The 23,919-nt window shown below is 29.7% G+C and carries 21 protein-coding genes; 9 read left to right on the top strand and 12 right to left on the bottom strand.

Translation table 11 applies throughout. The features are described 5' to 3' along the window. Positions 1-353: 353 nt before the first annotated feature. Positions 354-1,148 carry a hypothetical protein gene (locus E4J94_RS00860; protein ID WP_135834018.1) on the top strand — a complete coding sequence of 265 codons (795 nt, stop codon included), beginning with the start codon at positions 354-356 and terminating at the stop codon, positions 1,146-1,148. A 73-nt stretch (positions 1,149-1,221) separates the two neighbouring features. On the opposite strand, the gene E4J94_RS00855 is transcribed toward E4J94_RS00860, so the two are convergent. Continuing rightward, positions 1,222-2,850 carry a ShlB/FhaC/HecB family hemolysin secretion/activation protein gene (locus E4J94_RS00855; RefSeq protein ID WP_135834017.1) on the bottom strand — a complete coding sequence of 543 codons (1,629 nt, stop codon included), beginning with the start codon at positions 2,848-2,850 and terminating at the stop codon, positions 1,222-1,224. A 108-nt stretch (positions 2,851-2,958) separates the two neighbouring features. Here E4J94_RS00855 and E4J94_RS00850 point away from each other — a divergent pair, with 108 nt between their 5' ends. The 4 genes from E4J94_RS00850 to E4J94_RS00835 all read left to right on the top strand — a co-directional run bounded on the left by E4J94_RS00850 (position 2,959) and on the right by E4J94_RS00835 (position 7,012). Further along, positions 2,959-3,273 carry a DUF3817 domain-containing protein gene (locus E4J94_RS00850; protein WP_135834016.1) on the top strand — a complete coding sequence of 105 codons (315 nt, stop codon included), beginning with the start codon at positions 2,959-2,961 and terminating at the stop codon, positions 3,271-3,273. A gap of 259 nt (positions 3,274-3,532) precedes the next feature. Then, positions 3,533-4,888, top strand: coding sequence for a T9SS-dependent choice-of-anchor J family protein (locus tag E4J94_RS00845; RefSeq protein WP_135834015.1), 1,356 nt, complete (start codon positions 3,533-3,535; stop codon positions 4,886-4,888). A gap of 109 nt (positions 4,889-4,997) precedes the next feature. Further along, positions 4,998-6,089 (top strand): peptide chain release factor 1, encoded by a 1,092-nt coding sequence (gene prfA / locus E4J94_RS00840; RefSeq protein ID WP_135834014.1) that lies wholly within the window; start codon positions 4,998-5,000, stop codon positions 6,087-6,089. 272 nt (positions 6,090-6,361) lie between these two features. Then, positions 6,362-7,012 carry a phosphoribosylanthranilate isomerase gene (locus E4J94_RS00835; protein WP_135834013.1) on the top strand — a complete coding sequence of 217 codons (651 nt, stop codon included), beginning with the start codon at positions 6,362-6,364 and terminating at the stop codon, positions 7,010-7,012. Between the two features lie 102 nt (positions 7,013-7,114). Here the strand turns inward: E4J94_RS00835 and E4J94_RS00830 are convergent, their stop codons facing one another. Continuing rightward, positions 7,115-7,525, bottom strand: coding sequence for a hypothetical protein (locus tag E4J94_RS00830; protein WP_135834012.1), 411 nt, complete (start codon positions 7,523-7,525; stop codon positions 7,115-7,117). 30 nt (positions 7,526-7,555) lie between these two features. Continuing rightward, a complete protein-coding gene (locus tag E4J94_RS17990) occupies positions 7,556-7,942 on the bottom strand; it encodes a WapI family immunity protein (protein WP_449389983.1) in 387 nt (128 codons plus the stop codon). Positions 7,943-8,467: 525 nt separating this feature from the next. On the opposite strand from E4J94_RS17990, the gene E4J94_RS00825 reads away from it, so the two are divergent. Then, positions 8,468-9,169, top strand: coding sequence for a DUF6261 family protein (locus E4J94_RS00825; protein WP_135834011.1), 702 nt, complete (start codon positions 8,468-8,470; stop codon positions 9,167-9,169). 57 nt (positions 9,170-9,226) lie between these two features. Here E4J94_RS00825 and E4J94_RS00820 read toward each other — a convergent pair whose 3' ends face one another. The 5 genes from E4J94_RS00820 to E4J94_RS00800 all read right to left on the bottom strand — a co-directional run bounded on the left by E4J94_RS00820 (position 9,227) and on the right by E4J94_RS00800 (position 15,382). After that, the gene (locus E4J94_RS00820) at positions 9,227-10,534 is read right to left on the bottom strand and encodes a hypothetical protein (protein ID WP_135834010.1); all 1,308 of its coding nucleotides are present in this window, start codon (positions 10,532-10,534) and stop codon (positions 9,227-9,229) included. A 135-nt stretch (positions 10,535-10,669) separates the two neighbouring features. Next, positions 10,670-12,241, bottom strand: coding sequence for a DHA2 family efflux MFS transporter permease subunit (locus E4J94_RS00815; RefSeq protein ID WP_135834009.1), 1,572 nt, complete (start codon positions 12,239-12,241; stop codon positions 10,670-10,672). Between the two features lie 21 nt (positions 12,242-12,262). After that, positions 12,263-13,456 carry an HlyD family secretion protein gene (locus E4J94_RS00810; protein WP_135834008.1) on the bottom strand — a complete coding sequence of 398 codons (1,194 nt, stop codon included), beginning with the start codon at positions 13,454-13,456 and terminating at the stop codon, positions 12,263-12,265. Positions 13,457-13,467: 11 nt separating this feature from the next. Next, positions 13,468-14,763, bottom strand: coding sequence for a TolC family protein (locus tag E4J94_RS00805; protein WP_135834007.1), 1,296 nt, complete (start codon positions 14,761-14,763; stop codon positions 13,468-13,470). Beyond that, the gene (locus tag E4J94_RS00800) at positions 14,753-15,382 is read right to left on the bottom strand and encodes a TetR/AcrR family transcriptional regulator (RefSeq protein WP_135834006.1); all 630 of its coding nucleotides are present in this window, start codon (positions 15,380-15,382) and stop codon (positions 14,753-14,755) included. Before E4J94_RS00800 ends, E4J94_RS00805 begins: the two co-directional genes overlap by 11 nt. Positions 15,383-15,488: 106 nt before the next feature. Between E4J94_RS00800 and E4J94_RS00795 the strand changes: the two genes are divergently transcribed. The 3 genes from E4J94_RS00795 to E4J94_RS00785 all read left to right on the top strand — a co-directional run bounded on the left by E4J94_RS00795 (position 15,489) and on the right by E4J94_RS00785 (position 18,320). After that, positions 15,489-16,760: a DUF2851 family protein gene (locus E4J94_RS00795; RefSeq protein ID WP_135834005.1), complete on the top strand. Its 1,272-nt coding sequence runs from the start codon at positions 15,489-15,491 to the stop codon at positions 16,758-16,760. Then, the gene (locus E4J94_RS00790) at positions 16,761-16,982 is read left to right on the top strand and encodes a PspC family transcriptional regulator (RefSeq protein WP_038332996.1); all 222 of its coding nucleotides are present in this window, start codon (positions 16,761-16,763) and stop codon (positions 16,980-16,982) included. A gap of 138 nt (positions 16,983-17,120) precedes the next feature. Continuing rightward, complete coding sequence (locus tag E4J94_RS00785; protein ID WP_135834004.1) at positions 17,121-18,320, top strand: helix-hairpin-helix domain-containing protein; 1,200 nt, start codon at positions 17,121-17,123, stop codon at positions 18,318-18,320. Between the two features lie 84 nt (positions 18,321-18,404). Here E4J94_RS00785 and E4J94_RS00780 read toward each other — a convergent pair whose 3' ends face one another. From E4J94_RS00780 to E4J94_RS00765, 4 genes are all read right to left on the bottom strand, one after another. Next, positions 18,405-21,317: a M16 family metallopeptidase gene (locus E4J94_RS00780; protein WP_135834003.1), complete on the bottom strand. Its 2,913-nt coding sequence runs from the start codon at positions 21,315-21,317 to the stop codon at positions 18,405-18,407. A gap of 76 nt (positions 21,318-21,393) precedes the next feature. Continuing rightward, positions 21,394-21,771, bottom strand: coding sequence for a fluoride efflux transporter CrcB (crcB, locus tag E4J94_RS00775; RefSeq protein ID WP_135834002.1), 378 nt, complete (start codon positions 21,769-21,771; stop codon positions 21,394-21,396). Beyond that, positions 21,771-22,241, bottom strand: coding sequence for a hypothetical protein (locus E4J94_RS00770; RefSeq protein WP_135834001.1), 471 nt, complete (start codon positions 22,239-22,241; stop codon positions 21,771-21,773). Before E4J94_RS00770 ends, crcB begins: the two co-directional genes overlap by 1 nt. 70 nt (positions 22,242-22,311) lie before the next feature. After that, complete coding sequence (locus E4J94_RS00765) at positions 22,312-23,880, bottom strand: NAD(P)/FAD-dependent oxidoreductase (protein ID WP_135834000.1); 1,569 nt, start codon at positions 23,878-23,880, stop codon at positions 22,312-22,314. Positions 23,881-23,919 lie beyond the last annotated feature (39 nt).

Here is a 23,919-nt window from a genome sequence, read left to right as displayed (position 1 = left end):
AAACCTATAAAAATTTAAAGTTTTTTTAATAGAACTTCTTAGTATTCATTCACACAATACATTTGGTAAGCTAAAACATACTTGTTTGTGATCAACCGAGTCTTCGGGTAAGGTAAAACATACCTGTTTGTAATTAAATTTTCTTGACGAACATTACAAACATACTTGTTTATAATAAACTTAGTCCTCGGGTAACGTAAAAGAACCTTGTTTGTAATCAAATCTTTTTGACGAACATTAGAAACAGATGTGATTGAGATAAACGTAACTTAACATTTATTACAAACGGACATGTTTTGGATTAATGTAGCCTTACAGATAAATAATTATATTAGTGGGAAATTAGCTCTAAAATGAAACAAATAATTTTTCTTTTTTTTATAATTCTATTAATGTCTTGTGAGAACAATAAAACAATACAAAAATTTAAGAATGGTATTCATAAAAATGATACTGATTGTTTAAATAGTATAAAAGAAGTAGAAAACGATATAAAAAAAGGAACAGGTATTTATTGTAAAAGTTATGGTATGCTAACCAATTTTACAGAAGAAAGGCACGTTAAAGAATTTGATAGTATACTAAAATCTCAAAAAATTGAAATCAAAGAAGCTCATTATTCCGATATCGTTTATAAAAATAAACGTCAAAATTGTAATTGTGAACTTATGAATTTGGTTTTTGAAGAAAGATTCGGAAGTAAATTTATAGATTCTATACATTTCATTTCAGATAGCATCTGGATACGAAAAAATCCAGATTTAATATTTTCTAAAGGCAGTATAAATGGTATATGGAACAAACCTGCTTTATTTCCTGGAGATAAATATTATGATGAAGAGCATCATACCGGATTACAAGAGAAATTTGATGAATTGTATAATCAATATGACAAAAAATATATTATTACAAATAAAGAGAATGGAACTGCTGAAATTAGAATTGACATTTATGTAGATAAATATGGAAAAGCAAGCATAAAAGACTATTATATTACTTACTTTGATATAAAAACGAATAAAGAGAATTATAACGAATCAATTAAGAATTTAGCATTTAATTTAATAAAGCAAAATGAATGGAAACCAGCTACAGTTGGTAATATAAATGTTAATTCAGAATTTTCTGTAATTATTAATCTAAAATAAAATTAGGTACTATATATTTTTGTAAAATGTATATTTAGAGCTAAATAAAACTAACCTTGACAAGGTTAATTTTTTAAAACTGACTTAATATCCCAAAGTGAATTTTAGATTCTTTAAAATCAAAGGAAGAATTGTCTGTTTTTCCTACAGCATAACTCAAATTGAAAATTCCCATTTTGGTTAAAAAAGAAATTCCTGTTCCAAAACTTAATAATGACGTATTCATATTAGTTCGTTTGTTATCAATAAAACCATAATCAGTAAATAAACCAATATAAAATGCTTCACTTGGTACAAAACGATAATCTACATTTACGAAACCATACATATTCGCAGTGATACTTTCTTCGTTGAAACCTCTAAAACTTCCAAATCCTCCAATTCGGTATAGTTCATTTTCGGAAAAATCATCATCTTTTGTGAGTAAACCTCTAAACTCTGCACTAGCTTTTAGGTAGTGTTTTTTTGTTAATTCGAATAAACGAAACGTTTTTAGACCAACTTCAACTTGATTGACGGTTTTATTTTCCAAATCTTCTGTCCAAGAAAAATTCTTTTCTTTTTTACGAATAGAATTTACCATAACATTCAACATCGATTTTCCTTCCATCAAACGAAAAGGATGTTTTAGGAAATAATGATAACTCAAACCAAAACCAATTTTCGAATAATCGTCATAACTCGATTTTAGATAGGAATCATCTTCCAATAAAAAGTTTGAAGATTGTATAATTCCGCTTACTCCTATATTCGAATTAAGATTGAGTTGATAAAATAATCGTTCAGAAAAATCTAAATTAACAAAAATAGAATCTTGCTTGAAAAGCTTGAAATTCGTTTCCGAACCAATTGCAGATTTGAACAAATAAGGCACTTTAACACCAATATTCAACGATGTGTTTTTGTTTGCAGTTCCAATCCAATTTAATCGTATTTCTTCTAAACTATTAAAAATATTATTTAATGAAAGTTGTACATTTCCATTCAATTTAAAATCTCCGTTATCATCAGTTCCAAATCCTAAAACTCCATCAAAATAATTTGAACCAACTTTTTTTGGATATATATATAAAATAGTAGAATCTGGTTTAAACAATGTTTTAGGTTGCTGCACTTCTGCTATATAATTGGTTTGCCGTATTAAATCGGAAATTGTTGCAAGTTTCTGTTCATTGTAAACTTCTCCTTTTTTGATATTCAAACCATGTCTCAAATACCCTTTAGAGAGTTTTTCATAACCTATTAATTTTACTCCATCTACCGTTCGTTGATTTCCTCTTTCTAAAACTAATTCTATTTTTTGCTCATCTTTTTCAAAACCATTTGTAATTAGTTTTATCTGAGCAAAAGGATAACCTTTATTAATATTTTCGGTTGAGAGTTTAGTTAGAATAGAATCTAGATTATTAGTAGGGAAATAATTCTTTTTATTCTCGAAAAGCTCATTATTCTTTATCCAAATAGTTTGATATAGTTTTCCTTTGTTCAAATAAACATTCTCATTTTTTATAGAATCAACAGTTAACGTATAATAACCTATTTTCTGTAAAGAATCTAAAGAAGAATCTAAATTTTTATTTTCAAAATCTTTTGTATACGATTTTGTATCATTATTATAACGAAAAAAATGATAAGATTTTTCTTGTCCAAAAAGTAAAATAGTTTGGATAAAAAATATAAATATGTAACCTAGAAATCGCATGGTTGTTTGTAATAACGTATAAAATAGATGTTAAGTATTTGTTTTACTGATATCTATTAGCATTCATATGAAAATTAAAAATTATTTTTGGCTTCAAATTTAAGCGGAATGTTGAAATTTTTTAAAGTTATTGGTTATTTAGAAGCGCTTTCGGCGATTATTTTATTTTTCATAGCTATGCCTATGAAATATATATGGGACGATCCAACTTGGGTAACTCATTCAGGCCGAGTTCACGGAGGGTTATTTATCTTGTATGTTATTCTTTTATATCTTTTAAAAGAAAAATACAATTGGAGTATGGCAATTTTTTGGATATTTTTTGTAGCAGCGATTATTCCTGGAGGAACAATTTGGGCTGAGAAGAAATTTATTGAAGGAAAAAAGTACAAAGCAATGTTGGCTGAGGAGGAAATAAAATAACTCTGGATAATTATATAAAAAATAAAAACTTAAACAAACTCTTGTTTAAGTTTTTTTTATTGATAGAATGATTTTTTTTTAATTATTGTTAATAAATGTGTTTTTTTGATGTTTTTTCGTAAAAAAATAACTTTATTTTTTATTAAACAATAAATATGTTTAATAAATGATATTTTTTTGCACTAAAATAGTGTTGTTTATTTTTAATTAAATTAATTTCAACAAACACTAATTATTTATTAACACTAAATTATATATTATGAAAAAAATTTTATTTTCTTTATTAACGTTGTCTTCAATTTCGACATTATCAGCACAAATTTTTCAAGAAGATTTTGATGGAAATGGACCAGGTATAAGTGCTTGGACTGTTATAGATAATGATAAGAATACACCAGCTTCAGCAATGAGTTTTATAAAGAATGGCTGGAATTCTATTGATAGACTTGGGGCAAATGGAAACTATGGAGGTCCAGCAGGTAATTATTCAGCAATGAGTACTTCATGGTATAATCCGGCAGGAACATCAGACGATTGGTTAATTTCTCCAGTAATAGATCTTAAAGATACTAAAGCACCAGTTATTGAATGGAATGCCAAAGCTCAAGATCCAGAGTTTTCAGATGGCTATAAAGTAATGATTTCTACAGGAGGAAATACTATAGAAGATTTTAAAACAGAATTATTAAGTATCTCATCGGAGAATGGTGATTGGACAAAAAGAACAATTGATTTAAAAGAATACATAGGTAAACAAATAAGAATTGCTTTTGTTAATAATTCTACGGATATGTTTATGTTATTAATAGACGATATCAAAGTAAATGATTCTACTGATCCACAACCAACAGGAGACGTTATTTGGTCAGATAATTTTGATGACAAAGATATCAGTGATTGGAAATTATATGATAAAGATGGAGATGGTTATAAATGGTCTGCCGTACAATCAACTGATGAAAATGGTATTCCAGTAGGAAGCCCTTTGATTACTTCTGCATCATTTATTAATAATGTAGGTCCATTAACACCTGATAACTGGATTACTTCTCCTCAAATAGATTTAACAAATGTAGATGGTCAGGCAACTCTGAAATATGGTGTATTTGCTTCTGATCCGAAATATAATAAAGAAAACTATGCAGTTTATATTTCTACAACTAATGATACATCAAATGAAGCAGCTTTTAAACAAGTATTTACTGAAAAAGATTTACCAGGAAAAGAAGCTCAACGATCAGTTGATTTAACAGAATTTGTAGGACAAAAAATTTACATCACATTCAGACATTTTAATGTAACAGATATGTATCGTATTAATATTGATAATGTCTCTGTTGAAGGAAAATTGAAAACATTAGCTACTTCTGACATTAATACAAAACAAGTTACTAACGTTTATCCTAATCCAGTTGAAGATTCTTTTAAAATTGATTTAGGTACAACTCTAAATAAAGCGAACGTTACAATTGAATTATATGATATGGTTGGTAAAAAAGTACAATCATTTGATTATGCAGATTCTTACAACATTTCTTCTTTACCAAAAGGAGTATATGTTTTAAAAATTAACGATGGAGCAACTAAAGTTGTGAAAAAGATTATTAAAAAATAATTATATAACAACTAATAAATCACAAAACCGATGATTTCTCATCGGTTTTTTTTATTCAAATTTTCTGAATCCCTTGAGTTATTGTATCTTTGCAATCCAATAAAAGTATATGGCAGATTTAGGTCTATTAGATAAATTAAGAGCAATCAAACAACGTTTCGATGAGGTGGCAGATTTAATCATCCAACCAGATATCGTAACAGATCAAACTCGTTATGCGAAATTAAACAAAGAATATTCTGATTTGAAAGACTTTGTTGAAATGCAAAAACAATACGAAAACTTAATCAATGTAATTGAGGAAGCAGACGAAATTATTCAAGATGGTTCTGATGCAGAAATGGTTGAGTTAGCTAAAATAGAAAAAGACGAAGCAATCAATGCGATTCCACCTTTAGAGGAAGAAATCAAAATGATGTTGATTCCAAAAGATCCAGAAGATGAGAAAAACATCATTGTCGAGTTACGTTCTGGAACAGGAGGAGATGAAGCAGCGATTTTCGTAGAAGATATTTACCGCATGTATTCAATGTATTTCAAAGAAAAAGGATGGAAACACGAAGTATTAAATACTTCTGAAGCATCTGGAAAAGGATACAAAGAGTTGGTGATGCAAGTAGAAGGAAATGCAGTGTACGGAACAATGAAATACGAATCGGGTGTTCACCGTGTACAACGTGTTCCTGAAACAGAATCGCAAGGACGTGTGCATACATCGGCGATTACGGTTGCGGTTTTACCAGAAGCAGAGGAGGTTGATGTAGTGATTAATCCAGCAGATTTGGAGTATCAAACAGCTCGTTCGTCTGGTGCGGGAGGACAAAATGTAAATAAAGTTGAAACGAAAGTTCAATTAACGCACAAACCTTCTGGAATTGTAATTGTTTGTCAAGAAGCGCGTTCTCAACACAAGAACCGTGAAAAAGCGTTACAATTATTACGTACGAAATTGTATGAAATCGAGTTCGAGAAAAAACATTCAGAACGTTCTGCTCAACGTAAATCATTAGTTTCGACTGGTGACCGTTCGGCTAAAATTCGTACATACAACTATCCACAAGGTCGTGTAACAGATCACCGTATCAATAAATCAATTTATAATTTGGATAACTTTATGAATGGAGATATTCAAGAAATGATTGATGCATTGAAAATGGCAGAAAATGCAGAAAAATTAAAAGGAGCAGAAGACGATTTCTAAAATCAATTCTAAATCTTAGATCATACAAAACACTTCAAGAAATTGAGGTGTTTTTTTATATTTAACTCGTTGTTCATTTTGATAATTTTATCAAAAAAAACGTCTGTTCGAGTGGAATTCTGTAAGAATTTTGTATCGAGAATAGTTTTTTAATGATAAAATTCTATTCTCGATACAATTTTTATTCACTCTGTTTCTAAAAATCACTCGAATTGACGAATTTTTAATTAAAATGAATAATAGGTATATTTAAAAGTAAAATCAATAATATGATGAAAACAAGAGTTAAAATTTGTTGTATTAGTAGCAAAGAAGAAGCACAACAAGCAATAAAATATGGAGCGAATGGATTAGGTTTAGTAGGTAATATGCCAAGCGGACCTGGTGTTATTGGTGATGATTTAATCAAAGATATTACTAAAACTATTCCACCAACATTGGCTTCGTTTTTATTAACAAGTGAAACAACTGCCGAAGCGATTATTCAACATTATAAAAAAGTTTATACGAATACAATTCAGTTGGTTGATGAACTGAAAAACGAAGAATATCAAATTTTGAGAAAAGAATTACCTTGGGTAAAATTGGTACAAGTAATTCATGTGATTGATGAAAATTCGGTAACAGAAGCGGTAGAGAAATCTCAGTTTGTAGATGCTATTTTGTTGGATAGCGGCAATCCTAATTTGCAAGTAAAAGAATTGGGCGGAACGGGACGTACGCATAATTGGGCGATTAGCAAAAAAATTAGAGAAGAAATTAACATTCCACTGTTTTTGGCTGGAGGTCTTAATTCTGATAATGTTCGTGAAGCGATTGACGCTGTTCAACCTTTTGGTGTGGATATTTGTAGCGGTGTACGAACTGATGGAAAATTAGACGAAAAGAAGTTAGAAGCTTTTTTTAGAGCAGTTAATGGATAAAAAACAATAATCCTTGTCAAGGTTCTAAACCTTGACAAGGTGTTTTTATTTAGTTGAGTTTATATATGTTGGTAATGAGATATTAGCTATAGTTGAATTTTTTTAATTTTCTTTGTCGCTTGAGTCTAAAAGGAATTTGTAAACCGTTTTATCTCCATTACTAGTTATTCTTATAATATTGATAGTATCTTTTCTTTTTTTATTATGGAATTTAATATCTCCAATTCTCAAATTGTAAAATCTCATTGAATCGGATAAATCATCATGATTTAATAATTTTCTTTCATTTAATTTTTTTAAGCTCGATGATTGAATATAAATTGAATCATTTGGATTCACATTTCCTATTTTAATCTGTTTGATTAAGTATGTACAAAATACATTTAATTTTAAATCATTTTTGTTAGAAATTTCTTTATATATGTGAGAATGTGGAGCTCCTGTAATTGCTAAAAAGCAAGAGTTTAAAGTTAAAATAATTAAAATAAAGAAAAGAAAATTGAATATTTTCATATTAGAATACTGTTTAGTCTTATTTTTTTATTATAATACATCGTATTTATTAGATATATTAAAATCACCAATTATTGGAAATGCTTTGGTAATTTGATTGAGTTGGTTAATTATATCTTTAAGAAAAGTTTGATCAAAATCAATATCAAAAGTTAGATTTGCAGAATATATACCCGATTTATCATTACACTCAATACTTGCTCTTAATTTACCAGAACCATCTCCTGAAATATCAATTTTACAATATTCTTCTAAATCAGAAAATATTACTTTTCCATCTAATTTATTATATAAAATTGCGAGCTTTTGTTTAAAATCTTCAAAAGTTATTGTTAGAATTTCAGCTGAATATTTACCTTGAAATGCTCCTCCTTTAACCTCAATATAACAATTAATCCAATTATTATCATAATCAATTTCTGAGTTATAGTTTATTGTATTTTTTGTCGAAATTCTTATAAAATTTCATTGACTTTTTATTTCAAAAAATAGATTTTCTGTTGAGTTCATTCAGTGTTATGTTTGGAAAGCTTGTATATTACTAATTTCTTGTAAATATAATTATTAATAAACGAATTGTTTTAATAAAAAAATATTTCAGCTTAGTAGGATTTTCATTTTATTAAAAACAAGTCTGTTTTTAATGTTTGCCAAGAAGATTTAATTACAAACAGATGTGTTTGTAATGATTGCCAAGAAGATTTAATTACAAATAGGTGTGTTTGTAATGATTGCCAAGAAGATTTAATTACAAATAGGTGTGTTTGTAATGATTGCCAAGAAGATTTAATTATAAATAGGTGTGTTTGTAATGTTTGCTAAGAAGATTTTATTACAAATAAATCTGTTTGTAATGTTTTCTCATTAATAATTATAAGATTTATTGATTATATTTATAAATCATTAAAATTAAGCGAATTATAAATACTTAATCTACCTATTATGAAAGTGAATTTATCAAAATTATCTACAAAAAATCTGGCGACATTGGCGCAACGATTAATCAATTCTTCTAAAACAGGGAATTATAAAATTATAGAAAATCATCCTTTACTTTTGGCTTTGGAAACTTCTTATAACAGATACGATACTGTTTATACAAAGCAGACCTATAGCGGGAAAGGGAAACATGTTGCCGAGGCAGATAAAGAGCGAGATGTTGCATTTAGTAACATGAAGGCTTTCCTGAATGGTTACCGCAAATTAACTTCTATTGCAAATTATCAGGATGCGGAAGTTTTGTACGGTGTGTTCAGAACTTTTGGGTTAAGTCTTGATTTGATGAGCTATTCTGCTGAAACAGCTCAATTGAAGAAGCTTATCGAAGAATTAGAAAAGCCTGAGAATACACAACGTCTTACAAATTTAGCGCTTGCAACAGCTTTTGACGATTTGAAAACAAAGCATCAAGCATTTGAAGTTATTTTTGCAGAACAAGCCGAAGCTAATGCAGATCTTCGTCAATTATCGAGTGCAACATCTACTCGAAAAGAATTAGAAAAAGTGTTGAGGTCATATCTCAATTTTATAACGGCAATGAAAGATTTACCTGATTGGTCTAATTTGTACCATGATTTGAACGAGATTGTAAAAGCTTCAAGAAACAGTACGTTGCTTACAAATAAAGGAGAGAATCCAAATTAAGATATTTATATCCTTGTCAAGGCTTCAAATCTTGACAAGGATTTTACTTATTCAAACCTAATTAGAAGTTTCAAATTCTATCAGATAGTTTTTTAGAGGGTAATTAGTTGTATTTCTAAAGTTACTTGTAATTATAAGCTGATATTTTCTATTCGGTTTTAATTCCACTTCAATTGTCCAACTTTTATTATCGGCAGACCATTGACTTTTTTTAATCGTATTTTTAGGAAATGCCGCTTCTCCCAATTCACCATAATCAGTACCAGTATTAAAACCATTTAAAGGTTCAGAAAAAAGGATGGTAATTTCTTTTGTTTTGGGATCAACATTTTTACTGTAATTATTAAACTGTTTTATTCCAATTACTGTAGGTCGCGAATTTTCATAATCTTTTTGAAGTTCTTCTAATGATTTAGAAAAATAATTTGATTTAGTTACATAATCTTCAATAATCGCTTCGTTTACATAATCCAATTCGATTAATTCTTTGATTGCATTTTGTTTATTTTCAGCCTGATTGTAATAATTTTCAGCCATCTGATAACCGATATAATAGCCTAAATCTCTTACGCCAAATTCATTTGGGGAATCTCCCCAAAGCCATTTATATAAGTTATTAAGAGTAAACATTTCTTGTTCAAATCGCGCTCTTATCTTTTCGTTATTTTGTTTGCCATATTCAATAGCAGGAGCTACCGATGGTACATTCATGGCTTTTACAGAAACAAACTCTGCAATCCCTTCGTAAATAACATTCGAAAGAAGATTGTTTAAAGGTAATTTTTGTTGTGTATGCACAAATTCGTGTACATTCATTAACACCAAATGCTTAATCGGTTCGCTATCAAAAAATAAACGTCTTGCACTGCGTACATCTTCAGCAAACTCGTCTGTAACAGTATTTTTATCCGCCATAGCGAATTCACTTCCTATCAAAACATTTCCATTTTTTATGGTTCCATTTGTACGTAAAGCACCAATCGTAAAGTAAATATTAGCAGGTTTTAATTCAGGATAAATCAATTGAAGTTTTTCAATTCCACTGTTTAATTTTTTTGAAAGCTTTTTAGATTTTAGGGTATTTTTTCGAACTGAATTCCAGAACTTGGGATAAGAATTAATTGCATTGATGTAATCTTTATCAGTGTAATTTCTTGCTTCTCGTATTAATTTTAAACCTTCTGTTCCTTTTGATAAATAGTCGTCATTCAAATATTTATACTGCAATACAGTGTCATTTGTTTGTACAATTTTATCATATGCTTTCCAAAAGTTATTGACATCAGAAGTAAAAACTTTTTGAGCATTGGCCGAAAAAGAAAAGAGGAAATAGGCTGTAATAGATGTTAATATAGAGTTTTTCATAAATAGTATTAAGTTTCTAAAGTAATCTAATTCTGATAAATTGAAGTAAATAATTCAACAAAAAAATCCATCTCAAGAACTGAGATGGATTTTACATTTATAAAAAACCTGAAATACTAAAAATAATTATTCTGATTAATGTCCTGCACTGATTACTTTACCTGCTCCTTTTTTGATAAAGAACAAAATAAACGGAATACAGATTAGGAAAACTACACCCAAATACAAGAAAACGTCCATGTACGTTAATACAGTTGCTTGTTTGGTAACTTGTAAATCGAGTAGGTTGTAGGCTTTATTTAATGCTTCATTTGGGGCAAAACCTTTGCTCACGAAGCTCATTTGTAAATTCTGAATATGTTTTTGTACATCAAAATCGGATGTATCAAGATGCGAAACTAAATTTGTTCGGTGTCCAACTGTCCAACGAGAAATAAATGTTGTAATAATTGCAATACCAAAAGATCCTCCTAACTGACGCATCATACCTGTAAAGGCAGCTCCTTCACCAATTTGTTGCCCTTTCAAGCTCGAAAGTGAAAGTGTGGTAACGGGTACAAATAATAATCCTAATCCAACTCCACGTACAATTAATGGCCAGAAGAAATGCTCTGAACCTGTGTCTGGTGTTAAGATTTTGTATGACCAAAAACTGTAACAGAAAAAGATAAAGAATCCTCCTGCAACCATATATTTTGGTGGTACACCTTTTTGTAACATTGTTGCAATGATTGGCATCATGAAAGCAGTCATCAACGATGAAGGAATTAATAATAAACCTGCATCAGTTGCTGTCCATCCTAAGATTGATTGTGTATAAATTGGAATAACGAATGTCGATCCATATAATCCAAATCCTAAGATGAAGGATAAAATAGTACCAACTGCCAAGTTGCTATCTTTTAGTACACGTAAATTTACAATTGGATGTTTGAAAACTAATTCTCTCCAAACAAATAAAATGAATCCAAAGAAACTTGCTAAACTTAAAGTTACAATCGTTGTGTTTTCAAACCAATCGTCTTGTTGTCCGTGTTCTAATACATATTGTAACGATCCAACCGCAATAGCTAACAAAATAATTCCTAAGAAATCGACTTGACTTAGTTTTGATTTTTCAGCATATTTTGGGCTACGAACAAATGACATCGTTAATAATACTGCAATAATCCCGATAGGAATATTGATGTAAAATATATATGGCCAAGACCAATTATCAATAATATAACCTCCCAAAGGTGGACCAAGAGTAGGACCAACGATAACACCCATTCCGTAGATTGCTTGTGCTAAACCACGTTTGTTTGGTGGATAACTTTCGGTAATAATAGTTTGCGAAGTTACCAATAGTGCTCCACCACCAAGTCCTTGAATAAATCGGAACAAGATAATTTCCCACAATGTTGTTGCATTTCCACAAAGAAACGAAGCAACTGTAAAAATGATAATCGAAGCCGCAAAATAATTGCGTCGTCCAAATTGTTGTGACAACCAGCTGGTCATCGGTACTACAATTACGTTGGCAATTGCGTAAGCGGTAACCACCCACGCAATATCAGTTAAAGAGACACCTAAACTACCTTTCATGTCGTTCATTGCAACGTTAACAATTGTTGTATCAACAATCTCTAACAATGCACACATGATGGCGGTAATGGTGATGATTACACGTCTTGCACCATATTCAACTAAATTATTTTCTTCCATAATTTTTCTGAATATCGATGATTATTTTGCAGAAGTATTCGATTTTAAAAGAATATCAGCTTCCACGTTCATACCTGGACGAATCAATTTCAACATTTCGTCATTTTTATCGATAAATTCGATTTTAATAGGAACACGTTGAACTGTTTTTACGAAGTTACCAGACGCATTATCTGGAGGTAATAACGCAAACTTAGCACCTGTTGCAGGAGATAAAGACGTTACTTTTGCTTTGAATTCGTGGTTTGGATATGCATCAACTTTGATGATTGCTTCTTGTCCTTCTCTAATTTTTTCTAATTGTGTTTCTTTGTAATTTGCTACAACCCAAAGATTATTTGCTTTTACAATATTGAATAACGATTGACCAGCTTGTACCAATTGTCCTGGTTGTAAGTTAATTTTAGAGACTTGACCATCTTCAGCCGCAATTACATACGTATAAGATAAATATAATTTTGCATTTTCGATGTTTGTTCTGCTTTGACCAATTGCTGCTTCAGCTACTTTAATTTGTGCTTTAGAAGCATCAGCTTGTGCTTTAGAAGTGTTTACTTGTTTTGCTGTAGCTTGTGCTTGTTTTGCTGTAGAAGCTAATTGAGCACGAGAAACACCTAATTGTTCTTGTACAATTCGCAATTGTTTTTCTGCCGTCTCTTTTGCTGCTAAAGCTTGCTCGTATTGTTGTTTTGTGATTGATTGATTTTGGTATAATTTATTGTAACGATCAAAATCATTTTTCGTTCTCCAAACTTGTACTTTTGCTGCTTCTACATTTGCTTGAGCTGTATTAACACTTGCTTGAGCTGTTTCGATTGTAGTATTTGCTGCAACTGCACCAGCTTCTGTTACTCCGATTGCTGCACCAGCTTGAGAAACGCCTGCGTGAGCAACACCTAATTGACCTTCTGCTTGTAATAAAGCATCATTAGATTGTTGTAATTTCAAGGCAAATTCAGATCCGTCTAAAACAACTAATGTATCACCTTTGTGAACCATTTGGTTATCTTCTACTAAAATCTTCTGAATATATCCTGAGACTTTAGGAATAACAGGTGTTATTTTAGCTTCAACTTGTGCATCATCAGTGATTTCGTGCGCTTGTCCGTGCATATATTTATAAATTCCATATCCACCTCCAAGGATGATTAATGCTCCTAAAACGATGATAAATTTTGAATTTATTTTTTTCTTTTCTTGATTATTTTCTTCCATATCGAGAGGTGTTATTGTACGTTTTCTAATAAAATTCCTGTAGTATAGTAATATTCGTAGATTGCCAATTGTTCGTCTGCATCTCCAACAACTTGATTAATTTTTGCTTGTAATTGTTGTACATCCGCTTCTAATAAATCATTTGTATCAGCCAATCCGTTGTCGTTTTTATCTTTTACAATTCTGTAGTTTTCGTTCGCTTGTTCTACAGCTTCTTTGTAAACATTATTTTTCTTTTTTGCTAAATCATACTTTTGAAAAGCTTCGTTCATTTCAACTTTAGCTTTATCAATTGTCGTTTCTTTTTGCATCTCATTTTCTAATTTCTGAGCTTTTGCAATTTCAACTTCTGCTTTATTTTTATACAAAGAAGACAAATCATATTTCAATCCAACACCAACATTTGTCGCATTTGTAACGGAGGCAACTTTGTCAATATCCATTGCAACATAGCCAGCAGAAACTGCTAATTGAGGGTAATAAGCTGCTTTTGCGATTTTGATTTGACTATCAGCAATCTGATTTTTTACATCATATGATTTTACATCAGTACGATTGACGTAATCTTGAGAATTTTGATTGATGGTTTTCAAAGTTTCTACATTATCAACATGAACGATTTTACTTTCGTCTTGCCCAGTCAATAAATTCAATCGGTAATTGATGTTTTTGTATTGCGTTTCGGCTTCATCAATTGCAACTTGTACATTCGAAGCTTGTAATTTTGCTCTTAACAAATCATTTCTTGCGATGATTCCGTTATCCAAAAAGTTCTGAAAATCTTTCACACGTTGATTTGCTCTGACTAAGTTTTCGTTTAACACATCGATAGAACGTTGCGTTTTGTACAATCCAAAATATAGATTGATAGTTTGCCAAACCACATTTTCTTTTGTTGCTTCGATTTGTAAGTTCGATAAATCAACCATTAATTCACTGCTTTTGATTGCATTTTTAATTTTAAATCCAGCAAAAATAGGAACAGAAGCACTTGCTTGTCCTAATAATAATTGATTTGGTTCAACTCCCATTCCTCCTCCAGAAGATTGCATCGGAAGTTTGATGTCTACATTTGTTGTAGTAAACAAATGCATGTATTGTCCACTTAACGAAATGTCTGGTAAACGATTGTTTTTAGCGCTTTGTACTTTATACTCACTTGTATTTTTAGCAGCTTCGGCAACTTTCACAGATTTGTTGTTCTGCAAACTTTGTTGAATAACTTCCTGCAAAGAAACGTTGGTTTCCTGCGCATGAGCGAAAGTAGCAACAACTAAACAAATCGGTAAGAAAATTTTATTTTTCATCGTATAGTAAAATTGCTTTTAAAGAATCTATTAAATAAGGGTAATATTCTTCGTGAATATGTTCTGTAAACTCTTCATGAGAAGATAATCCCCATTGTTTCATATATGTTTTTTCGTTCAATATCAAATAAGAAGTTCCTCCAATAACTACCATTACAACAGCTTCGGCAGGAGCTTTTCTTTTAAAAAAGCCTTCAGAATATCCTTCGCTAATAATGTTAGTGATGTATTCTAAGTTTTTAATTTTCAATTCATTTATTTTATTGTCTACTTCAAGAATAGAATCACGTTTAGAATATTCTCTTGCCATAATTCTATGAAATTCAGGTTTTTCTAAAATTCTATTCAAATAAGCTTTCAAAATACCTTGAAGTTTTTCAAAAGGGGATAGAGTTGTATTTTGTGAAATTAATTCTAGAGAAGTGTTGAAAGTAGAAATTCTCCAACTGAACAAATTTTCAACTAATTTATCTTTTGACCCAAAATAGTAGCTGATCATTGCGACATTAATATTTGCTTCTTTTGCAATGTCACGAACACTTGCAGCATCTATTCCACGTCTTCCAAAAATTTTTTCAGCAGCTACTAAAATTTCTATTTGTTTTTCACTTAATTCCATCTTATAAAAATTGAACGCGCAAAGTTAAACAAACGTTTAATTAATTTTTTATTTTTTAAGTATTTATTTTTAAAATATATTCTAATAAACTGATTATCTTTTGACTATGAAAGAGGTTTTTCTACATTATATTTGGAAATTGAATCAATTTTCTCATAAAAATTTGCAAACTTTTCATGGTGATTTCATTGAAATTGTTAAAGTTGGAAAGTTAAATCATCATGCTGGACCAGATTTTTTGGAAGCTGAAATTATAATTGGTGATAAATTATGGATTGGTAGTGTGGAGATGCATGTAAATTCTTCAGATTGGAATATTCATCAACATTCTGATGACATTGCTTATCAAAATGTGATTTTGCATGTTGTATGGAATCATGATCGCGAAGTTGATATTTTGCGTCAACGTAATGTTCAAACTTTGATATTACAAGATTTTGTAAAGCCGGAAATTATTTTTAATTATCAAAATATTATTAATTCTAAGTTGGATAAAATTTACTGTGAAGAATTTTTAGATTTAATTGATTTGAAACAATTTTCTTTTTGGTTTGAACGAATATTAATTGAACGTTTTGAGGAGAAAACACAGATTGTTTTAGAAATTTTGAATCAAAATAATTCGAATTGGGAAGAAACGTTGTTTAAAAGTTTGGCAAAAAATTTTGGCTTGAAAGTTAATGTGGAGACATTTGAAATTTGGGCAAACTCTTTTCCATTTAAAGTTTTACAAAAAATTCAATTTGATCGATTAAAAGTTGAAGCTTTATTTTTTGGACAAGCTGGATTTCTAGTAGAAAATCATGAAAATGATTATTTTAAACAATTAAAAAATGAATATCAATTCCTGGAAAATAAATATCAGTTACAACCAATTGAAAATAGTTTGTTTCGATTTTCGAAAATGCGACCAATTGGTTTTCCGACAATTCGTTTGGCGCAATTAGCATCGATTTATGTGAATTATCAAAGTTTGTTTTCAGAAATTATTCAGCCAAAAAACTTGAAAGAATTTTATGAAATTTTCGGAAAATTGGAATTAAATTCTTTTTGGGAAACTCATTATACATTTAAAAATGAATCGAAACTTCAACTCAAAAATCTTTCAAAAGATAAAATAAATAATTTGCTCATCAATTCTTTTATTCCGATTCGTTATGCATTCGAGAGACAAAAAGATGAGGTAGAAATTGATTTTTATTTGGATTTATTGACTGAAATGGAAGCAGAAAACAACTCGATTTTAGATGAGTTTGAACGAATTGGTTTTGAAAATAAAAATGCAAAAGATTCGCAACAATTAATTCAACTCAAAAAAAGATATTGCTCCGAAAAAAAATGTTTAAATTGCGCTATCGGACAACAAATTTTACGTTAAATGAAAGATCAAATTAGGAATTTTACAGAAACAGAATGGTTTAATGTTATCTCTCGTTTTGCAGATAAATTAGGAATTCGCGTTGCAAAATTACGTTTGATTTTCATCTATTTAACCTTCGCTACTTTTGGTTTAACGTTTGTTGGTTATTTTATTATGTTATTCTTTTTTTGGGTAAAAGATTGTTTTGTTATTAAACGAAAATCAGTTTTTGATTTGTAAAAAAAAATATTTACAAATACTTAAAACCTATTATTAATTTTTCTATTCTTAACTTATTTCAAAATTTGATGGTTATATCGTTTTTCGATAATATAAGTGTGTGATAAGGTATTTATTTTCACTTCTTTTTTAACCAAGATGAAATATTTAAAAAAATCTACTTTTTATCTGAATAAATTGCAACGATTTGGCTTGTATTTGTTATTTGTTTTGATTTTGTTATTTGAAACTTTTCAACATATTTCAGTTGAAAAAGAAACATATCAATTAACAGAAGCAGATAAAGCTTTGTTAGCGAATTATCAAATAACATCAAAGAGTTATACATTTAATTCTACTTCGAATAAACAATTAAAAGATTCAATAAAACCATTTAATCCAAATGACTTGTCTTTAGAAGATTGGATGAATTTAGGATTTTCAGAACGTCAATCCGAAATTATTTTAAAATATAAAGGAATTGTTGGAGGAGAATTTACATCAAAAGAACAAATTAAGAAATGTTATGTTATCGATGAAGTAAAATATAATGAATTAGCTCCTTTTGTTCTTTTACCAGAACAATCTAAATTGAGTTTTATAGATTATTCATCACCAAAGACGAAAATCGTTTACAAAAATTTCAATCCAAATGATTTGCCACAACAAGGTTGGGAAAAGCTCGGTTTTTCTCCAAAACAGGCAGAAATTATTATGAAATATAAACAGATTTTAGGAGGGAAGTTTACTTCTAAGGATCAGTTGAGGAAATGTTTCGTGATAGATGATAGGAAATACGCAGAGATGAAAGCATATATTTTATTGCCAGAAAAATCGAAAGAAGATGAAAAAAATGAAAAAAAACAAATTAGGAAAAATATTCAGTATGTAAAATTTAATCCAAATAATTATTCTGAAAATGATTGGCAAAGAGTAGGTTTTTCGTCTAAACAAGCTGCTTCAATTCTGAAATATAAAAATATTTTAGGAGGACAATTCAGATCAAAAGAACAATTGAAAAAGTGTTATATAATTTCGGATGAAAAATATCTTGAAATGGAACCTTACGTTGATTTACCTGAAAATGTTAATTTTAAGTCTGAGCAGACAAAAGTTGATCTACCAAAAAATGAAGATAAAGTAGCAGAAAAAATAGAAATAAAAGGCAAGTTTAATCCAAATAATTTGAATCATGAAGATTGGATAAAACTTGGTTTTACAGAGAAACAAGCAAATACGATTCTTAATTTTAAACGTTCGCTAGGAGGTAATTTTAAAGATGCGAAGACATTAAAAAAGTGTTATGCGATAAGTGAAGAAAAGTTTAAGGAGATTGAGCCATATTTAGTTTTTGAATGATTATTCATTCGTAGGTTATTTTAAAAATAAACGCGTTATAGGATTTTCCTAAACGCGTTTATTGATTTATGTGATTTTAGTCGATTAATAATTGAATAAATCTTCTAAAGTCAATTCTTTTATTTGTCCTAATTTCTCTACAGAAGGCCAATCTAAGTTCGTTTTATTTCCTATTAAACCAACATTATACTTTTGACCTTTGATATATTTATTAAAGAATTCATTCAATTGATCTAAAGTTAAAGTAGATGTTTGCATGTAAATATCTTTGTTGATATCATACGTCAATCCGCGATCTTGTAATGCTAACCAATAGAAGAATATATTAGTTTTTGTGTAACGTTTTGTAGCGATCTGTTTCAATGCAGCTTGCTTAGAATTTTCAAATTGATTTGGAGCTTTAGGCATATTATTCATCAATTCATTCATTGCTTCCACAGCTTGTGGTAATTTGTTAGCTTGTGTACCAATGTTTGCTCTTACATAGTTATACAAATCTTTTTTAGTTGCATTTGCATAATTTGCTCTAGCTGAATAAGCCAATGATTTTGATTCGCGTATTTCTTGAAAAACAATTGAAGATAAACCTCCTCCAAAATATTCGTTGAAAATTCCAGAAGAAGTTAATAAATTTTTGTCAAATTTGCTATCTCTCGCTACAAAATTAATTTCAGCTTGTACCATATCGTAAGGAGCAAAATAAACTTTACCGTCTGTGACAGGTTGAGGAAACTCTTTTTTCGCTGGATAATCTAATCCTTTTCCAAAATTATGATACTTTTCTAAAGCTTTTTTAGTTGCTTTTTCATCATTTCCATAATAGAAAATTTGATGTTTATAATTCAACACGTTTTTAATCAATTGAGTTAATTCCGTTGGATTAATTGTATTCAATTCTTTTTCAGAAATAATATCTCTAAAGCGATTATTTTCTCCGTATTGCGCATAGTTATTAAGTGCAACAGCAATCGCGTTTTTATTTTTCTTTGAATTTTCTCTTGATTTCAAGATCGTTTTTACATATTCTTGATATGATTGTTTGTCTGAAACTGCATCATTTAATAAATGTTCAAATAACTTGATTCCTTCTGGTAAATTCTTTTGTAAACCAGTTAAATAAACAAAACTTCTATCTGTACCTGAATTTACATTATACTCTATACCTAATTTATAAAATTCTTTTTTTAAATCTTCTGGTGAATATTTAGAAGTTCCTAAATAATTAAGATAGTTAATTGCTAATCCTAGTTTTTTATTATGATCAGATCCCATATCTAAAATATAGTAGACTGAGCTTAAGTCATTAGAATTATTTTTAACAGAAGTAAATGTTGTATTTTTAACTTTACTTTCATTTAGTTCTTTTTTGAAATCAACAAAAACAGGTTGAATATCTTTTGTTTCAATTTTTTGGAAATCTTTATAGAACTGTGATTCAGCATCACGATTTAATTGGATAGGAGTAATTCCTGGGTTTGAAACACGAACTAGATCTTTGTTTTCTCCTTGGCGTTTATAAACAATCACATAATTATCATTGTAATTATTTTTCGCAAAATCCATTAATTGTTGCTTTGTAATCTTAGATAAATCATCGTATTGATAAACAATATTTTCCCATGGAGTTTCATTGATGAAAGATTTATATAAACTAGCTGCTAATGAACGAGAGTTTTCCCAGTTTTGTAAACGAGATCTTTTTAAGTCATTTACAACAGCGTCAATCATCCAATCTTCAAATTTTCCTTGTTTGATGTTTTCAATTTGACCTAAAATTAAATCACGAACTTCTTCTAGACTTTGACCTTGTTTTGGTGTTCCTGAAAAAGAATGCATCCCTAAATCACGGAAAAAAGAAGCTCCACTTCCTGCTCCTAAAGCTTTTTGTTGTTGATTGATATTCAAATCAATTAATCCTGCCGTAGAATTGCTTAAGATATAATCAATCAAAGTAACATATTTTGCATCATCACTATTTGTCCCATTAAAACGATAAGCAAATTGTACACGCTCTGAAGAGGGACTAAAAACTTCACTTGTAACAATTGATTTAATAGGATCTTCTTTTGCTACATATTGTTGTGGAGCAGGTTTTGTAGCGTAGTTTCCAAAATATTTGTCAATCATAGGAACAGCCGTATCAAAATCAAAATCACCAATCAACATAACAGCCATATTACTGGCAACATAATATTTATCGAAATAATTATGAATAGCAACCATTGATGGATTTTTCAAATGTTCTGAAGTTCCAATTGTTGTTTGCGTTCCATAATGGGATTTAGGAAATAAAGTCTCCATCATTTTATAGAAAACTAAGCGTCCATCATTATCCTGAGATCGATTAAACTCTTCATATACAGCTTCTAATTCTGTATGAAAAAGTCTTAAAACTAATTCACTAAATCGTTCAGATTCTACTTTTAACCATTTTTCTAATTCGTTATTTGGAATATTATTATGGTAAATTGTTTCTTCTAAAGATGTATGTGCATTAGTTCCTGAGGCTCCCAAAGAAGAAATTAATTTGTCATATTCATTGGCAACAGCATATTTAGATGCTTCTTGAGAAACTTGATCGATTTTCTTATAAATTTCGATTTTTTTAGCAGGATCTTTTTCTGCTTTGTGTTGTTCGTATAAATCAGAAATCTGTTTTATTAAAGGTTTTTCAACTGCCCAGTTTTGTGTTCCAATTTTAGAAGTTCCTTTAAAAACCATGTGCTCTAAATAGTGAGCTAAACCAGTATTGTCTTCTGGATCGTTGTTAGAGCCTGTTTTTACAGCAATATGAGTCTGAATTCTTGGTTCATCTTTTAATTGAGCCAAATAAATCTTTAAACCATTTTTTAATGTGTAAATTCTAGTATTAGAAGGATCGTTTTCTACCATTTCATAGGTATATCCTTTGTTGTCAGTTTTTTTCACTGTTTTTAATTGTGCGTGAGTAAATACAGAACCAAAAATGATTCCGCAGATTAATAACGATTTCCTCATGAGATAAATTTTATTTTCCTAAAATAAGAATTTTTTATTATCTATTGTTGAGGAAAGATAGAATATTGAAAATGATTTATTTTATTAATTTAAAACCGATTACTGTAAAAGTTATCCCAATAAATACACTCAATAAAATATAAATAATTGGAGTGATGTAATTTTGTTGTTGAATTAAATTGAAGTTTTCATACGAAAAGCTAGAAAAAGTAGTGAAACCTCCACAAGCTCCTGTTATCAGTAAAAAATTGAAATAGGAATTTCCTAAATCATTTTTGATTGAATATCCATATAAAGAGCCAATCAAAAAACAACCGATAATATTTGTCAAAAACGTAGCAAATGGAAAAGGTTGCGAATAATATTTTCCGATTCCGTATGAAATTAAAAATCTTGCAACACTACCAAAAGCGCCACCTAAACCAACAAATAGTATAGATTTTAAAAGATTCATTATGCCATCCAACTATATAAAATTCTTATTTTTTTCCATTTATTATTTTCAAGTTTTAATAAAATTAAATCTCCACCACCGCTTAATCCATTTGGATTATCAAGTTCGTAAATGATAGCATAATTTTTGTTTTTTGAAATAAGTGGATTTGAATATCTGTATTTATTATTTTTTTTAGATTTAAAAGAAAATTTATGATTGATATTTTTTCTTAGATTAATATTATTGAAATCAAATTCATTTTTTACAATTTGATAATTTATCAATTCATTATCGATTAAATCTTCTTCAAATATTAGTTTATAGTATTCATCAATTAAAACTCTTAAAAAATCTTCATTTGAAATAATCTTATTTGAAACTTCAGATGAATTATTTTCAACAGAAATATAATCTTCTAAAACTTTTACTTGAGCAAAACTTATAGAAGAAATAAAAATTAATACTATATATTTTAAGAGATTCATCATTTTTAAAGATGCGAAGCTGAAGTAAGTTCAGCTTGACATCTGTATTTTATTTTGAGTATTAAATATAAAACTATTTTTCGATAAAATTCTTCACAGCAATCGCAACTTTTGCTCCGTCCATTGCGGCAGAAATAATTCCACCAGCGTAACCAGCCCCTTCAGCGCAAGGAAATAAACCAGTAACTTGCGTATGTTCTAAAGTTTCTTCATTTCTCGGGATACGAACAGGTGAAGAAGTTCGAGATTCTGTTGCGACAATATTTGCGTTTTCGGTATAGTAACCATTCATTTTTTTACCAAATGTTTGAAAACCTAATTTCAAAGATTGATGAACTTCTTTTGGTAAAACTTCGTTCAATAAACCTGATGTTAAACCTGGTAAATAAGAGCAATCATTTAATGAATTAGATAACTTCCCTGAAACAAAATCGGTCATTCGTTGTGCAGGTGCTTTTAATTTACCTCCACCAACTTGCCACGCTTTTTGCTCGACCATTTGTTGAAATTTCATTCCAGCCAAAGGTCCAGTAAAACCATATTTAGCAAAATCTTTTTCATCAACTGTCACAACCATTCCCGAGTTTGCAAAAAATCCGTCACGTTTGGAAGGAGACCAACCATTTACTACCAATTCTCCTTCGTCTGTAGATGCAGGTGCAATAATTCCACCAGGACACATACAAAAAGAGAAAACGCCGCGACCAGCTTCTTGAGAAACTAACGAATAAGATGCGGGAGGAAGAAACTCGTTCCGTTCCGTTCCGATTGGACAATGGTATTGAACAGAATCAATCAAACTTTGGTGATGTTCTACACGAACGCCTAATGCAAAAGGTTTTGCTTCGATTAAAACGTTTTTTTTATCTAACATTCTGAAAATATCACGAGCCGAATGTCCCGTTGCTAAGATTAAAGAAGAAGTTTTAATTTTTTTATCATGATTGATTTCAATTCCTTTGATTTGATTATTCTCGATAATAATATCCGTTAATTTTGTATCAAACCAAACTTCACCACCGCATTCGATAATTGCTTCGCGCATGTTGGCGATAATTCCAGGTAATTTATTCGTTCCGATATGTGGATGCGCTTCTTGCAAAATACGTTCTGTCGCACCGAAATGTACAAACCATTGCAATGATTTCAGGATATTTCCACGTTTTGTAGAACGTGTATATAATTTTCCGTCCGAATAAGTCCCAGCACCACCTTCACCATAACAATAGTTAGATTCAGGATTTACTTTTCCTTCTTTATTCATTGCTGCTAAATCACGACGACGATCACGAACATTTTTACCACGCTCGATGATAATTGGTTTCAGACCTTGTTCAATTAATTCTAACGCAGCAAATAATCCAGCAGGACCAGCACCAGCAATGTAAACTTCATGTTTGTTTTCTACATTTTGAAGATTTGGATGAAATTCGAAAGCATCCGAAAATTCTTCATTTATAAAAACATTGACTTGTAATTGGGAAATAATATTTCGGCTTCGCGCATCTAAAGATCGACGAATAATTTGGTAAGCATTGATATTCTCTGGTTTTGTTTTAACAGCAGATGCTAAACGTTGTTTCAAAATTTTCTCGTTTGCAGCTTCTGTAGGAGAAATTCGTATCGTTACATTTTGAGGCATAATTATTGACTAAAAAAATAAAGTACAAAATTAGTTGAA

This window comes from Empedobacter tilapiae, from assembly GCF_004785645.1.
Classification (GTDB): Bacteria; Bacteroidota; Bacteroidia; order Flavobacteriales; family Weeksellaceae; genus Empedobacter; species Empedobacter tilapiae.
This window is presented reverse-complemented; position numbering and strand designations above follow the sequence as displayed.

What these genes read in the sequence shown, in the direction of transcription:
- E4J94_RS00820 (WP_135834010.1), bottom strand. Translation starts at nt 10,534, where the DNA reads ATGAAAAACTCTATATTAACATCTATTACAGCCTATTTCCTCTTTTCT.
- E4J94_RS00825 (WP_135834011.1), top strand. Translation starts at nt 8,468, where the DNA reads ATGAAAGTGAATTTATCAAAATTATCTACAAAAAATCTGGCGACATTG.
- E4J94_RS00860 (WP_135834018.1), top strand. Translation starts at nt 354, where the DNA reads ATGAAACAAATAATTTTTCTTTTTTTTATAATTCTATTAATGTCTTGT.
- E4J94_RS00815 (WP_135834009.1), bottom strand. Translation starts at nt 12,241, where the DNA reads ATGGAAGAAAATAATTTAGTTGAATATGGTGCAAGACGTGTAATCATC.
- E4J94_RS00805 (WP_135834007.1), bottom strand. Translation starts at nt 14,763, where the DNA reads ATGAAAAATAAAATTTTCTTACCGATTTGTTTAGTTGTTGCTACTTTC.
- E4J94_RS00795 (WP_135834005.1), top strand. Translation starts at nt 15,489, where the DNA reads ATGAAAGAGGTTTTTCTACATTATATTTGGAAATTGAATCAATTTTCT.
- E4J94_RS00780 (WP_135834003.1), bottom strand. Translation starts at nt 21,317, where the DNA reads ATGAGGAAATCGTTATTAATCTGCGGAATCATTTTTGGTTCTGTATTT.
- E4J94_RS00830 (WP_135834012.1), bottom strand. Translation starts at nt 7,525, where the DNA reads ATGAAAATATTCAATTTTCTTTTCTTTATTTTAATTATTTTAACTTTA.
- E4J94_RS00810 (WP_135834008.1), bottom strand. Translation starts at nt 13,456, where the DNA reads ATGGAAGAAAATAATCAAGAAAAGAAAAAAATAAATTCAAAATTTATC.
- E4J94_RS00785 (WP_135834004.1), top strand. Translation starts at nt 17,121, where the DNA reads ATGAAATATTTAAAAAAATCTACTTTTTATCTGAATAAATTGCAACGA.
- crcB (WP_135834002.1), bottom strand. Translation starts at nt 21,771, where the DNA reads ATGAATCTTTTAAAATCTATACTATTTGTTGGTTTAGGTGGCGCTTTT.
- E4J94_RS00850 (WP_135834016.1), top strand. Translation starts at nt 2,959, where the DNA reads ATGTTGAAATTTTTTAAAGTTATTGGTTATTTAGAAGCGCTTTCGGCG.
- E4J94_RS00765 (WP_135834000.1), bottom strand. Translation starts at nt 23,880, where the DNA reads ATGCCTCAAAATGTAACGATACGAATTTCTCCTACAGAAGCTGCAAAC.
- prfA (WP_135834014.1), top strand. Translation starts at nt 4,998, where the DNA reads ATGGCAGATTTAGGTCTATTAGATAAATTAAGAGCAATCAAACAACGT.
- E4J94_RS00855 (WP_135834017.1), bottom strand. Translation starts at nt 2,850, where the DNA reads ATGCGATTTCTAGGTTACATATTTATATTTTTTATCCAAACTATTTTA.
- E4J94_RS00800 (WP_135834006.1), bottom strand. Translation starts at nt 15,382, where the DNA reads ATGGAATTAAGTGAAAAACAAATAGAAATTTTAGTAGCTGCTGAAAAA.
- E4J94_RS00835 (WP_135834013.1), top strand. Translation starts at nt 6,362, where the DNA reads ATGAAAACAAGAGTTAAAATTTGTTGTATTAGTAGCAAAGAAGAAGCA.
- E4J94_RS00845 (WP_135834015.1), top strand. Translation starts at nt 3,533, where the DNA reads ATGAAAAAAATTTTATTTTCTTTATTAACGTTGTCTTCAATTTCGACA.
- E4J94_RS00770 (WP_135834001.1), bottom strand. Translation starts at nt 22,241, where the DNA reads ATGATGAATCTCTTAAAATATATAGTATTAATTTTTATTTCTTCTATA.
- E4J94_RS00790 (WP_038332996.1), top strand. Translation starts at nt 16,761, where the DNA reads ATGAAAGATCAAATTAGGAATTTTACAGAAACAGAATGGTTTAATGTT.